Origin of the sequence: Kitasatospora sp. NPDC059673, assembly GCF_042734215.1 — a bacterium.
Classification (GTDB): Bacteria; Actinomycetota; Actinomycetes; order Streptomycetales; family Streptomycetaceae; genus Kitasatospora.
Genome location: NZ_JBHWEN010000003.1, coordinates 44298 through 57176 on the forward strand (window position 1 = coordinate 44298; position 12879 = coordinate 57176).

The 12879-nt window shown below is 72.5% G+C and carries 13 protein-coding genes; 8 read left to right on the plus strand and 5 right to left on the minus strand.

The features are described from left to right. Nucleotides 1-213 precede the first annotated feature (213 nt). Nucleotides 214-1536: an aspartate--tRNA(Asn) ligase gene (gene aspS / locus ACFV18_RS04945; RefSeq protein ID WP_380479857.1), complete on the plus strand. Its 1323-nt coding sequence runs from the start codon at nucleotides 214-216 to the stop codon at nucleotides 1534-1536. A 28-nt stretch (nucleotides 1537-1564) separates the two neighbouring features. Here the strand turns inward: aspS and ACFV18_RS04950 are convergent, their stop codons facing one another. Beyond that, nucleotides 1565-2050: a hypothetical protein gene (locus ACFV18_RS04950; RefSeq protein WP_380479358.1), complete on the minus strand. Its 486-nt coding sequence runs from the start codon at nucleotides 2048-2050 to the stop codon at nucleotides 1565-1567. Between the two features lie 183 nt (nucleotides 2051-2233). On the opposite strand from ACFV18_RS04950, the gene ACFV18_RS04955 reads away from it, so the two are divergent. The 3 genes from ACFV18_RS04955 to ACFV18_RS04965 all read left to right on the plus strand — a co-directional run bounded on the left by ACFV18_RS04955 (nucleotide 2234) and on the right by ACFV18_RS04965 (nucleotide 4974). Further along, nucleotides 2234-2779: an FHA domain-containing protein gene (locus ACFV18_RS04955; protein ID WP_380479361.1), complete on the plus strand. Its 546-nt coding sequence runs from the start codon at nucleotides 2234-2236 to the stop codon at nucleotides 2777-2779. Nucleotides 2780-2856: 77 nt separating this feature from the next. Next, on the plus strand, nucleotides 2857-3291 hold the full coding sequence (locus ACFV18_RS04960) for a MarR family winged helix-turn-helix transcriptional regulator (RefSeq protein ID WP_380479363.1): 435 nt from the start codon (nucleotides 2857-2859) through the stop codon (nucleotides 3289-3291). A gap of 408 nt (nucleotides 3292-3699) precedes the next feature. Continuing rightward, entirely contained in the window at nucleotides 3700-4974 is a 1275-nt protein-coding gene (locus ACFV18_RS04965) for an MFS transporter (protein ID WP_380479858.1), read from the plus strand. Here ACFV18_RS04965 and ACFV18_RS04970 read toward each other — a convergent pair. Further along, nucleotides 4971-5501: a GNAT family N-acetyltransferase gene (locus tag ACFV18_RS04970; RefSeq protein ID WP_380479365.1), complete on the minus strand. Its 531-nt coding sequence runs from the start codon at nucleotides 5499-5501 to the stop codon at nucleotides 4971-4973. The genes ACFV18_RS04965 and ACFV18_RS04970 overlap by 4 nt on opposite strands. Nucleotides 5502-5553: 52 nt before the next feature. Here ACFV18_RS04970 and thpR point away from each other — a divergent pair, with 52 nt between their 5' ends. Further along, nucleotides 5554-6090, plus strand: a complete 537-nt coding sequence (gene thpR, locus ACFV18_RS04975; protein WP_380479368.1) for an RNA 2',3'-cyclic phosphodiesterase — start codon at nucleotides 5554-5556, stop codon at nucleotides 6088-6090. A gap of 42 nt (nucleotides 6091-6132) precedes the next feature. Here thpR and ACFV18_RS04980 read toward each other — a convergent pair whose 3' ends face one another. After that, entirely contained in the window at nucleotides 6133-7899 is a 1767-nt protein-coding gene (locus ACFV18_RS04980; protein WP_380479370.1) for a glycoside hydrolase family 35 protein, read from the minus strand. A 94-nt stretch (nucleotides 7900-7993) separates the two neighbouring features. On the opposite strand from ACFV18_RS04980, the gene ACFV18_RS04985 reads away from it, so the two are divergent. Further along, the gene (locus ACFV18_RS04985; RefSeq protein ID WP_380479372.1) at nucleotides 7994-8839 is read left to right on the plus strand and encodes an AraC family transcriptional regulator; all 846 of its coding nucleotides are present in this window, start codon (nucleotides 7994-7996) and stop codon (nucleotides 8837-8839) included. Nucleotides 8840-9064: 225 nt separating this feature from the next. On the opposite strand, the gene serC is transcribed toward ACFV18_RS04985, so the two are convergent. Next, nucleotides 9065-10189: a phosphoserine transaminase gene (gene serC / locus ACFV18_RS04990; RefSeq protein ID WP_380479375.1), complete on the minus strand. Its 1125-nt coding sequence runs from the start codon at nucleotides 10187-10189 to the stop codon at nucleotides 9065-9067. Nucleotides 10190-10370: 181 nt separating this feature from the next. After that, entirely contained in the window at nucleotides 10371-11471 is a 1101-nt protein-coding gene (locus tag ACFV18_RS04995) for a citrate synthase 2 (protein ID WP_380479378.1), read from the minus strand. 391 nt (nucleotides 11472-11862) lie between these two features. Between ACFV18_RS04995 and pdxH the strand changes: the two genes are divergently transcribed. Together pdxH and ACFV18_RS05005 are read left to right on the plus strand one after the other, a co-directional pair. Further along, nucleotides 11863-12495 (plus strand): pyridoxamine 5'-phosphate oxidase, encoded by a 633-nt coding sequence (gene pdxH / locus ACFV18_RS05000; RefSeq protein ID WP_380479860.1) that lies wholly within the window; start codon nucleotides 11863-11865, stop codon nucleotides 12493-12495. Between the two features lie 185 nt (nucleotides 12496-12680). Beyond that, a complete protein-coding gene (locus ACFV18_RS05005; RefSeq protein WP_380479380.1) occupies nucleotides 12681-12851 on the plus strand; it encodes a hypothetical protein in 171 nt (56 codons plus the stop codon). The last annotated feature ends 28 nt before the right edge of the window (nucleotides 12852-12879 follow it).

A 12879-nucleotide genomic window follows, 5' to 3' on the forward strand; every position in this document is an offset into this window, starting at 1 on the left:
ACCTCCCCAGGTGCGTACGCGTCTGCGATCGACCGTCAACTCCCCCTGGCCGCAGTCGAGTCGGGACATCGTAGGCCCGGGGCGGGGGCGACGAGTGCGGCGGAAAACCGGAGGTGTCGCAGGTGGGCGGGCCGCTACGGTGGGCGCGTCCTCGGGCGGCTGTTTACCGCTCTATTCGTGGCGCGAACAACGCGTCCGCAACCCAGGGAGTTGCTGATCATGGTACGTACCCTCGTCGGCGAGTTGCCGTCCGCACTGGACCGGACGGTGACGGTCAAGGGGTGGGTGAACACGCTGCGGCTGCAGAGCAGGATGCAGTTCGTGGTGGTGCGGGACCACACCGGGATGGTGCAGGTGACCCACCGGCGCGGGGGTGACGGAGACCGGCTCGACGAGGTGCTGCGGGGGTTGACGCCGGAGTCGGCGGTGGAGATCACCGGGAAGGTGGTCGCCAACCCGGTGGTGAAGCTCGGCGGGCTGGAGATCGTGCCGGAGCGGATCGAGGTGGTGTCGGCCGCCGAGTCGGGCCTGCCGATCAGCGCGGAGACCGGCCCGGAACAGCGGCTGAACTGGCGTTTTCTGGACTTGCGGCGCCCCGGGCGGCGGCTGGTGTTCGAGGTGCAGACCACCGTCGAGCAGGCGATGCGGGAGCTCGCGGCCGAGGAGGGCTTCACCGAGCTGCACACGCCGAAACTGATGGGCACGGCCTCAGAGTCGGGCGCCGAGGTGTTCAAGGTCGGGTACTTCGACCGGACGGCGTACCTGGCGCAGTCGCCGCAGTTCTACAAGCAGATGGCGATCGCCAGTGGCATCGACCGGGTCTTCGAGATCGGCCCGGTGTTCCGCGCCGAGCCCTCGTTCACCTCCCGGCATGCCACCGAATTCACCGGCGTGGACGTCGAGTTGGCCTGGATCGACAGCGTCGAGGACGTGATGTCCTTCCAGGAGCGGATGCTGCGCCGGGTGCTGGCCCGGGTCGCCGAACGGCACGGCGAGCAGATCGAGCAGCACCGGAACACCCGCGTCGTGGTGCCCGAACTCCCCTTCCCCCGGCTGACGATGGCGCAGGCGGTGGCGAAACTGCGGGCCGCCGGCTGGGACCAGGAAGGCGTCCGGGAGGACTTGGACCCGGAGGGCGAGCGGCTGCTCAGCGCGCTGGTGGCCGAGGAGAGCGGGCACGAGTTCGTGTTCGTCACCCGGTTCCCGGCCTCGGTGCGGCCGTTCTACCACCTGCGGCCCGCCGACGACCCGACCGTCACCGACTCCTTCGACCTGCTGTGGAAGGGCGTGGAGATCACCACCGGCGCCCAGCGCGAGCACCGGCACGGCCAACTCGTCGCGCAGGCCCGGGAGAAGGGCATGGACGCGAGCCCCGAGGGCCCGCTCGGCCGCTACCTGGACTGCTTCCGCTACGGGATGCCCCCGCACGGCGGCTTCGGCCTGGGCCTCGGCCGGGTGCTGATGCTGGCTCTCGGGCTGCCGTCGATCCGGGACGCGGTCTTCCTGTTCCGCGGCCCGAACCGGCTGGAGCCGTAGGGCAGTTCGGCTGCCGTTCTCGGGCGGTTCAGCTGCTCGTGCGGGCCGATCCGGGCGGCCAGAGCACGTGCACCGGCACCCCGGCGGCCCGGGCGGCGGCGACCATGTCGGCCGTCCCGCCCGGGCCGTTGCCCGGCCTGCCGTCCCAGACCGCGATCAACTCGTCGGCCAGCGCCAGCAGTTCGGCATTGGCGGCGACGTAGGCGGCGTCGTCGATCACGGCCGCGGGCAGCGTCAGCACCCGGTCGGCGGCGGCGCGCAGGCGGACGAAGTCGGCTTCGGCGGCCGCGGCCTGCGGGCCGGGGTAGGCCGGGCCCGGCAGTACGGCGATCAGGCGTCCGCCGCGGGCCAGGACGGCGTCCGCGAAGAGCGTGTCCGCGCCCGGGGCGAGACACGAAAGACCCGTCAACTCACCGGCCGGGTAAGGCGCGAGTTGGGCGTCGAGGGCGGCGCGCACCGCGCGGGCCGTGGCCGGGGTGAGGCCCATGTGTCCGGTCACGGCGATGACGGGCATGGCGGTGCTCCCTCGCGCGGCGGATCGTGCTGCACCGGATCCTGCCAGGACGGCGTTGCCGGGCAGGCGAGTTGACCGGGAATTCGCCGAAAAGGCAGCAGTGCGGGCGCAGTTGGGGATTGCGCCGGTCAGGGGCGCGCCGCACGCTGGACAGCCGCGCCCCGGGCGGCCGACAATCGCGCCATGAGCGCTCAGGAGTTCGGCACCGAGCTGGCCCGCCCCTCGCAGGGCGAGCGGGACAGCGCGCTGGAAGTGCTGCGGGACGGCGTCGGCAGTGGCCGGCTCTCCCACGACACCTTCATCCGCCGGATGGAACTGGTCCTCACCGCCCGCAGCCGCGCCGAACTCGCCGAGGTGGTCGGCGATTTGCGCACCTACGGCCCGGTCTCCCGGCTGCTGCTGCGCACCGTCGCCAAGGTCTCCGCGCTCAACGTCCGGCTGCGGCAGACCTGGCACGCCGAACAGCTCACCCGCCTCCAGCTCCCCGCTCCGGCCGTCGGCCGCCTGCTGATCGGCCGGATGACCGGCTCCGGCCTGCGCCTCGGCGATGCGACGGTCTCCCGCCGTCACGCCGAACTGCGCTTCGAGGGCGGCGACTGGGTCCTCTACGACCTGGGCTCCAGCAACGGCACCTTCGTCAACGACCGCCGCCTGGCCGGCGGCACCGTCGTCCGCCCGGGCGACCGCCTCCGCTTCGGCCGCCTGGGCTTCCAGCTCAGCGCGGACTGAACCCCCCGGGGGAGCGCGGCCGGCCGGGTGATCGAAATCAATTTTCTTTAGCCTTGGTAATGACGTAGGCTAAGGACATGCCCGAGATGTCCGAGGACGACCTGGTGGCGGTAAGCCAGCTGAGGTCGTCCGCGATGCGCTTGGCCCGGCGGTTGCGACACCAGCGGGTCGAGGAGTCGCTGAGCCCCACCGAGATGGGGGTGCTCGGCACGCTTGCCCGTTGTGGGAAGGCGACGCCCGGTGAGCTGGCGCGCAAGGAGCACGTCCAGCCGCCCTCCATGACCAGGATCATCGCGATGCTGGAGGAGAAGGGCCTGGTGCGGCGCGAGCCGCACCCCGAGGACCGCCGGCAGGTGGTGGTCAGCAGTACCGAACAGGCCGAGCAGATCCTCAACGAGTCCCGCAGGCGGCGCAACGCCTGGCTGGCGGAGCTCGCCGAGGGCCTCGACGAGGAGGAGTGGGAACGGCTGAAGGCAGCCGCGCCCGTGCTCTACAAACTGGCCCACCTGTAAGCCGACAGGCCGACCGTCTCAGGGCGAACGAAGGAGAACCGCATCACCGCAGCATCCACCAGCGCCACACACCGCGCCGCGGCCGTCGAAACGGCCGCGGCGCGTCGAGGGGAGACCACTGTGACACCGCCGGCCGCACGCGCCGCCACGATCCGCACCGCGACCATCCGCACCGACCTCCGAACCGACCCCCGACGCATCAGCGCCCGCCCCGCCGGGCAGCGCGCCGACGAGCCGTTCGCCGACGAGACGGCCGCCACCGAACCCGCGCCCACCGGCGCCCCCGCCGCGCAGAGCCAGGCGCCCGCTCCCACGGGCCTGCCGGGCAGCGGCGACGACGACCCCGAGGAACGCACCGCGGCGGAGATCCCCGCCGCTTCGCCGGGCCGGTTCACCCGCCCGGGAGGGATGTTCTCGTCCCTGCGCATCCGCAACTACCGGTACTACTTCGCCGGTCAGGTGGTCTCGAACACCGGCACCTGGATGCAGCGCATCGCCCAGGACTGGCTGGTCCTCAGCCTCACCGGCAGCCCCTTCGCGGTCGGCATCACCACCGCCATGCAGTTCCTGCCCATGCTGCTGCTCGGCCTGTGGGGCGGCGTCCTCGCCGACCGGCTGCCCAAGCGCCGCCTGCTGATCGCCACCCAGGGCGCGATGGGCCTGCTCGCCGCCGGCCTCGCCCTGCTCACCATCACCGGCACCGTCACGCCCGTCGCGGTCTACCTGTTCGCGCTGCTGCTCGGCCTGGTCACGGTGGTCGACAACCCGACCCGGCAGGCCTTCGTCAGCGAGATGGTGCCCGCCAAGGACCTGGCCAACGCGGTCAGCCTGAACGCCGCCAACTTCCAGACCGCCCGGCTGGTCGGCCCCGCCGTGGCCGGCGCGCTGATCGCCGCGGTCGGCAGCGGCTGGGCGTTCGCCGTCAACGCGCTGTCCTTCGCCGCGGTCATCGGCGGCCTGCTCGCCATGCGCAGCAGCGAACTGCGCCCCGTCGAGCGGATCGCCCGCGAACGCGGCCAGCTCCGCGAGGGCCTGAGCTACGTCCGGGAACGCCCCGAGCTGCTCTGGCCGATGGTGCTCGCCGGGTTCATCGGCACCTTCGGGTTCAACTTCCCGACCCTGCTCTCCGGCTTCGCCCATGACACCTTCCACGTCGGCGCGGGCGGGTACGGCCTGCTCAACACCGCGATGGCGGTCGGGTCGCTCACCGGCGCCCTGCTCGCCGCACGGCGCGGCGCGCCCCGGCTGCGCCGCCTGGTGTTCGCGGCGCTGGCGTTCGGCGCGCTGGAGATCACGGCCGCGTTCGCGCCCGGCTACTGGACGTTCGCGCTGCTGCTGACCCTGATCGGCATCTTCGGCCTGACCTTCAACACCTCGGTCAACTCGGCGCTCCAGCTCGGCACCGACCCCGAGATGCGCGGCCGGGTCATGGGCCTGCTGGTCCTGGTCTTCACCGGCGGCACCCCGATCGGCGCCCCGCTGGTCGGCTGGATCACCGCCGAATACGGCCCCCGCCTCGGCCTGCTCGCCTGCGGACTGGTCTCCGCCGCAGCCGCCGGTGTGGTGGCCCTGGTGCTCGGCCGGATCAGCGGCCTGCGGCTCAGGTTCGACCTGCACCCGGTGCGGGCCCGCGGCCGGGTGTTCTCGGTGGTGCAGAAGAGCGACCTGGCGACGGCCTGCTAGTCCTGCGGGACGCGCTGCTCCAGCACCTGGCCCGGCCACGGGCCGGCCGGCCGGTCGACGGTGAACGTGGCGGTCCGGGTGAACCCGAGCCGCTCGTACTGCTCGACCAGCCGGCCGTCGCCGCCCGCGTAGCAGTCCACCCGCAGCAGGTCGATGCCGCGGGCCCGGGCCTCCCGCAGGGCGTCCGCGATCAGTGCGGAGCCGATGCCGGAACCGCTGTGCACGCGGTCGGTGACCAGCCAGTGCACGTACAGCTCCCGCTCCGGCACCGGCGGGGCGTACGACGGGGCTTCCTCCGAGAGGATGCACATGCCCAGCGCGTCGCCCCCGCCCCCCGACCGCTCGGCGACCCGCACCAACTGCTCGCGACACGCCTGCTCGGCCCGGGCCACCGACTCCGGACGCTGCGACCACGGCACCGCCCCCCACTGCCCGGTACGGCCCTGCGCGGTCAGCCAGGCGACCGCGCCGTCGATGAGAGAGAGCAGGGCGGGAGCGGAGTCAGGACCTCCGGTGCGGATGCGCATGACCTCCTTTCTATCCGGTGGCGGCCGCCGGGCGGTAGGGCACGATGGCGGGATGAGGCTCTTCGTCGCCGTGAACCCGCCGGCCCGCGCCATCCAGGAACTCGCCGACGCGGCATCCTCCCTGCGAGAGCTCCCCGGTGCCGACCGGCTGCGCTGGAGCGGGAGTGCCGGGTGGCACCTCACGCTGGCCTTCCTGGGGGAGGTTCCGGCGGACGAAGTGCCGCTGCTTTCGGACAAGTTGGCGGAGGTCGCGGCGTCGCACCCGAGACACCGCCTGCGGCTGGCCGGCGGTGGGACGTTCGGCGACCGGGTGCTCTGGTGCGGCGTGACGGGCGAGACGCATGCCCTGCGACGGCTCGCCGACGCCGTCCGCGACGCACTCGACATCACGGACGACCACCCCTTCCACCCGCACCTCACCCTCGCCCGCAGCCGTTTCGGGGCGAGCGGGATGCGCGGGATGGCGGCCGCGATGGATCGCTTCCGGGGGACGGAGTGGGAGGCCGGGCGGATCCATCTGATGCGCAGCGAGACGGGGTTCGGACCGGCGCGGTACACCGTGGTGAAGGAGTGGCCGTTGCGGGGGTGACGGCCGGCGGGCGCGCGCCCCGGTTCTCGCGCCCGCCTGCTGTCACCCCAGCTCGGGTGCCTCCCGCAGCTCGATGCGGGAGGGCGCCGTCTGCCCCAGTTCCAGCAGGGTGAGCGTGTTGGTGCCCTCGCGGAGCAGCGGCTGCGGGCAGTAGAGGGTGACCTGGGGGCCCTGGCGGTCGTAGCGGCCGAGGAGGAAGCCGTTGATCCACAGGTAGCCGTGGTCGCCCTCGGGGACGGCGAGGAAGGTGTCGCCGGTGGTGTCCAGGTCGAAGGTGCCGCGGACGAGCAGCTCCGGGCCGGGCTCGCCGGGGGCGTACGCGGCAGCGGGCTGCGGGTCGAGCGCCAGCGGCTGGGCGTGCCAGCCGTGCAGGTACTGGCGTTCGTGGCGGACGCCGGTGATGCCCTTGGTTTCGCCGACCTGCGGGCCGTAGTTGACCCGGCCGAGCGATTCGACGAGCAGGGTGACCTGGTCGCCGCCCGTCGCGGTGACGGGCGGCGCGGGGACGCCGCGTTCGAGGGAGGCGGCGTGCTTGCCGGCGATCCGGAGCGCGGCCCGGTCGCGCAGGCCTTCGACGGTGAGCGGCTGGGTGTCGCTGATCGCGGGCACTGCCGCGGTGTAGCGGACCAGGCCGTGCTCCAGCCCGAGTTCCTCGAACAGTGGCGGCACGGGGGAGGCGACGGCGTCCCCGAACGGCAGCTCGGCGATCTCGGTGAGCGCGACCTCGCGTCCGCTCAACACGGGTGTTGCGGACGGCAGTTCGGCCACCCGGTCGTCCAAGTAGTGGACCAGCGACGGGTTTTCGGCCGCGAAGTCGGCGATGACTCGCCGGAAGGCGTGGAACTTGGGGGTGGGCAGGCCGCGTTCGTCGAGGGCGGCGTCGTAGTCGTAGGAGGTGGTGGTCGGCTGGTACGGGGAGTACGTCCAGTCGGTGGAGTTGAACGGGGCGTCCTCGTGGTTGGCGCCGGCCGTGGTGCCGAAGTTGGTGCCGCCGTGGGCCATGTACAGGTTGACGGAGCCGCCGGCGGCGAGGATGCGGCGCAGCGAGTCGGCGGCGTCGGCGGCGTCGCGGGTGTGGTGCGGCTTGGCCCAGTGGTCGAACCAGCCGTTCCAGAACTCCATGCAGAACGGCGGGTCCTCGGGGCGGTGGCGGCGCAGCGTCTCGAACGCGGCTTCGGGGTCGGAGCCGAAGTTGACGGTGGCCAGGATGCCGGGGACGGTGCCGCCGCCGAGCATGTGGTCCTCGGGGCCGTCGGAGGTGAACAGCGGGACGGTGATGCCGCGTTCGCGCAGGCCGCGGGCCAGGTGGTCGAGGTAGGTCCGGTCGCTGCCGAAGGAGCCGTACTCGTTCTCGACCTGCACCATCAGCACGGTGCCGCCGGGCCGCCCCCACTGGCGTTCGACGACCTGCGGCAGCAGCACGTCGAAGAACGCGTCGACCGCGGCCAGGTACTCGGGGTCGCTGGTGCGGGCCCGGCGTCCGACCTTGGCGGTCAGCCAGCCGGGCAGCCCGCCGTTGTCCCACTCGGCGCAGATGTACGGGCCGGGCCGGACGATCGTCCACAGGCCCTGGCGGTGTGCCTCGTCGAGGAACGCGCCGAGTTCGTCCAGGCGCTCGAAGCGGCCGGGGGAGGGCTCGTGCAGGTTCCACGGCACGTACGTCTCGACGGTGTTCAGCCCCATCGCGCGCAGCGTGGCGAGGCGGGCGGGCCACTGCTCGGGGCGGGTGCGGAAGTAGTGCATCGCGCCGGAGAGGATGCGCAGCGGGCGGCCGTCGAGGCGGAAGCCGGTCGAGTCGTAGGTGAGCATGCCTCCTAGCCTGCAAGAAGGCATCGGCCCGGACCATGGACAAAGCCCGGCGGCGTGTTGGACTTGTCCGGGAGACGACCGGGGACGGAGGACGATGGAGCGCTGGTGGCACTACCTGACGCCGGGGCCGGCGCAGTTGGGCACCGGCCTGGCGTGCCTGGGCGTGGGCCTGCAGCGCGGGCGGCTGCCGGTGGTCGGGCCACGGGTGCTGGACCACTGGGTGGCGGTGGTGGTCGGCTCGGGGCACGGCTGGTACGCGCTGCCGGGCGGCCGGCGGTTGCCGGTGGTGGCGCCGGCGGTGCTGTGGCTGCGGCCGGGGGTGCCGCACCACTACGGGCCGGGCGCGGACGGCTGGGCGGAGTCCTTCGTGGACTTCACCGGCGCGGGCACCGCCGGGTACGCCGAGCTGGGGCTGCTGCCGGAGGCCGAGGTGGTGCCGCTGGACTCCGCGGAGACCGCGCTGCGGGTGATCGCCGGGATCGCCGCGGTCTGCCGCCGGGGCGGGCCGACGGCCGGCCCGGAGGCGTCGGCGGCGGTCCACGAGCTGCTGGTGGAGCTGCACCGGCACCGGGCCGACCTGGGTCCGGAGGGTGCGCCGGTGATGGAGGTGCTGCGCCGGGACGCGTGCCTGCCGCTGTCGGTGGCCGAGCACGCCCGGCGGGTCGGCATGGGCGTGGAGGAACTGCGCCGCGCGGTGCGCGCACAGGGCGCGACCAGCCCCAAGGAGTACCTGCTCACCGTCCGCCTGAACGAGGCCAAGCACCTGCTGGCGGCCAGCGAACTGCCCGTCTCCACGGTGTCCCGCCGGGTCGGCTACCAGGACCCGGCGTACTTCACCCGCCTGTTCACCCGCCGCGTCGGCGTCGCCCCGACGGTCTTCCGGCAGCGCGAGTACCGAGGCCGCGCCCAGCCGGCGAACGAGGGGCCGGAGCAGGGGTAGCTCGGGCGACCGACTAGTCTCGAAGCGTGGACCCGAAGACCCGTATGCGGATCGTGACCGGCGCGTTCGTCCTGCTGCTCGCCGTAGTGATCATCAGCGCCCTCGTGCAGAAGTAGCCCCGGCCCCTCGTCGGCGGGCGGCTGGTCCGCAGGGTGGGCCCGGGAACGGTGTGGCGGTACGACGAAGGCCCCGGTCCGTGGACCGGGGCCTTCGAGCGGGCGGGGGTCAGTCGTTGAGGTGCTCGACCACGTAGTCGATCGCGCCGGTGAGCTTCTCGACGTCCGCCGGGTCGATCGCCGGGAACATCGCGATGCGCAGCTGGTTGCGGCCGAGCTTGCGGTACGGCTCGGTGTCCACGATGCCGTTGGCACGCAGTGCCTTGGCGACCGCGGCGGCGTCCACCGACTCGTCGAAGTCGATGGTGCCGACGACCTGCGAGCGCTCCTCCGCCTTGGCGACGAAGGGCTGCGCGTAGGAGGACTTCTCGGCCCACGCGTACAGGATCGAGGAGGACTCGGCGGTACGGGCCACCGCCCAGTCCAGACCGCCCTGGCCGTTCATCCACTCCAGCTGGTCGGCCAGCAGGAAGAGGGTGGAGAGGGCCGGGGTGTTGTACGTCTGGTCCTTCGAGGAGTTGTCGATCGCGGTCGGCAGGTCGAAGAACGGCGGGATGTACCGGCCGGAGCCGGCGATCTCCGCGGCGCGCTCCAGGGCGGCCGGGGAGAAGGTGGCCAGCCACAGGCCGCCCTCGGAGGCGAAGGACTTCTGCGGGGCGAAGTAGTAGACGTCCGTCTCGCGGATGTCGACGGGCAGGCCGCCGGCGCCGGAGGTGGCGTCGACCAGCACCAGCGAGCCGGCGTCCGCGCCCTCGGGACGGCGGATCGGCATGGCGACACCGGTGGAGGTCTCGTTGTGGGTGAGCGCGTAGACGTCCACGCCCGCCTCGGCGACCGGCAGCGGGTGGGTGCCCGGCTCGGTCTTGATGACGGTCGGTTCGGCCAGCCACGGGGCGGCCTTCACGGAGGAGGCGAACTTGGAGGAGAACTCGCCGAAGTTCAGGTGCTGCGACTTCTCGCGCACCAGGCCGAACGCGGCGATGTCCCAGAACGCGGTGGAGCCACCGTTGCCGAGCACGACCTCGTAGCCCTCGGGCAGCGAGAACAGCTCGGCGACGCCCTGGCGGACACGCTTGACGATGTTCTTGACCGGGGCCTGACGGTGGGAGGTGCCCAGCAGGGAGGTTCCGGTGGCGGCGAGGGCACTCAAGGCCTCGGGGCGCACCTTGGAGGGGCCGCAGCCGAAGCGGCCGTCGTTGGGCAGATTGTCGGCGGGGATCTGAATCTGAGCCACACCCGCACCCTATCGCCCCGAATTGCCCGGCTGTACGGCCGTCCGGCCGCTGAGACGCGATCTTCGCGGCACCGGACAGCGCTCACCGGAGCGCGCGCCGCCCCTGGTCAGGGGTGGTACGCGCGCCCGGCGGCGGTGTCACGGGTGCTGATGGCCCGTCAGGCATTCACCTGATCGGGTGTCAGTGGGCGATCTGGTCCCAGCCCTCGATCTCCTGCGGCTTGCGGCTGCCGGGGCCGATGTAGCGGGCGGCCGGGCGGACCAGGCGGCCGGTGCGCTTCTGCTCCAGGATGTGCGCCGACCAGCCGGCGGTGCGGGCGCAGGTGAACATCGAGGTGAACATGTGCGCCGGGACCTCGGCGAAGTCCAGCATGATGGCGGCCCAGAACTCGACGTTGGTGGCCAGCACGCGGTCGGGGCGGCGGTTGTGCAGCTCCTCCAGCGCGGCCTTCTCCAGCGCCTCGGCGATCTCGAAGCGCGGCGCGCCGAGCTCCTTGGCGGTGCGGCGCAGCACCCGGGCGCGCGGGTCCTCGGCGCGGTAGACGCGGTGGCCGAAGCCCATCAGGCGCTCGCCCTTGTCGAGGGCCTTCTTCACGTAGCCGACCGCGTCGCCGGTGCGCTCGATCTCCTCGATCATGCCGAGCACCCGGGACGGGGCGCCGCCGTGCAGCGGGCCGGACATCGCGCCGACCGCGCCGGACAGCGCGGCGGCGACGTCGGCGCCGGTGGAGGCGATCACCCGGGCGGTGAAGGTGGAGGCGTTCATGCCGTGCTCGGCGGCGGACGTCCAGTAGGCGTCGACGGCCTTGACGTGCTTCGGGTCCGGCTCGCCGCGCCAGCGGATCATGAACCGCTCGACGATGGTCTCGGCCTTGTCGATCTCACGCTGCGGGACCATCGGCAGGCCCTGGCCGCGGGCGGACTGGGCGACGTAGGACAGCGCCATCACGGCAGCCCGGGCGAGGTCGTCGCGGGCCTGCTCGGCGGAGATGTCCAGCAGCGGCTTGAGGCCCCAGACCGGGGCGAGCATGGCGAGCGCCGACTGCACGTCGACCCGGATGTCGCCGGAGTGGACCGGGATCGGGAACGGCTCGGCGGCGGGCAGCCCCGGGGCGAACCGGCCGTCCACCAGCAGGCCCCAGACGTGACCGAAGGAGACCTGGCCGACCAGGTCCTCGATGTCCACCCCGCGGTAGCGCAGCGCGCCGCCCTCGCGGTCGGGTTCGGCGATCTCGCTCTCGAAGGCGACGACACCCTCAAGGCCGGGTACGAAGTCCGACATGTAGAACGGCTCCTTCAGTGATCCGACACGACGTGCGGCCGTGGTGGGGCGGCACGCCGGTGACCGATGGTGGGTTGGCACTCGGTGTCAGAGTGGCAGGCACGGAGTGCATTGCGCCATACACCACGACGGTGATGTTTCCCCCAGACGCCACTCGAACCCCCGCCCGCCCCGGTGCTGCCGGCGGATTTCCTGGGCACTCCGCCGCAAACCGGACGATTCGCCGGGCTTTGGCGGTGCGCCGCCATGTCCCCGGGTGTTTGCGTGGACGTAGCGGCGTCCGGCGCTTGTCGTACGGGATGATGTTGGCGTGCCTACCGCGGAACGCCACAGTCACCCGAGCGCCCTGTCCACGCCGGCCGAGGAGCGGCCCGTGCCGGACCTGACCGTGATGCGCAAGCATTACCAGCACGAGGGCCTGGCCGAGGACCAGCTGGCCGGGGACCCGTTCCGGCAGTTCGCCCGCTGGTTCCACGAGGCCGTCGAGGCGGGCGTGGTGGAGCCCAACGCGATGGTGGTCTCCACCGCCGACGCCGACGGCCTGCCGTCCTCGCGCACCGTGCTGCTCAAGGGCTACGACCCGCGCGGCTTCGTGTTCTTCACCAACTACGGCTCCCGCAAGGGCACCGACCTGGCCGCCAACCCGAACGCCTCCCTGCTCTTCCCGTGGATCGGGCTGGCCCGCCAGGTGGTGATCGGCGGCCGGGTGGAGAAGGTCGGCCGGGACGAGACCGCCGCCTACTTCCGCACCCGCCCGCACGGCTCCCAGCTCGGCGCCTGGGCCAGCGAACAGTCCAGCCCGGTGGCCGGCCGCGAGGTGCTGGAACAGCGCTACGCCGACCTGGCCGCCCGCTACCCCGAGGGCGAGGGCGTCCCCGTCCCCCCGTTCTGGGGCGGCTACCGCGTCGTCCCGCGCACCGTCGAGTTCTGGCAGGGCCGCGAGAACCGCCTCCACGACCGCCTCCGCTTCGTCGCCCTGGAGGGCGAGGGCGGCGGCTGGCGGGTGGAGCGGCTCTGCCCCTGACGGAGTGTCAAGTTTGCTGCCCCGTAAGTCAACCAGGTGGAGTAACCTGCCCCTCTGACGGGCTAAAAAACTAGTGGTTTGGACCACTGAAACGTGGGTAGCGGCGTTACAGTCGCTCCGGGTGAAATTCTCGGCACAGGACGCCGAGGCCTGTCTCGCGCCGACAGGCGCAGAAACGAGTCATCATGGTCGCCGCCACCAAGCCCGCCGACAGCGCGCGCGTCGAGGAGTCTGCTCCCTCGCTGGCAGCTCTGGCCTCCATCGGTGTCGAAGAGCTCACCGCCGAGCTCTATCGCGCCCTCCCTGGCGGTGAGTCCGGCCAGGTGGCCGTCGCCGCCTTCAACTCCTCCATCTGAACCGGTCGACCGAGCGCAGACGACGCGA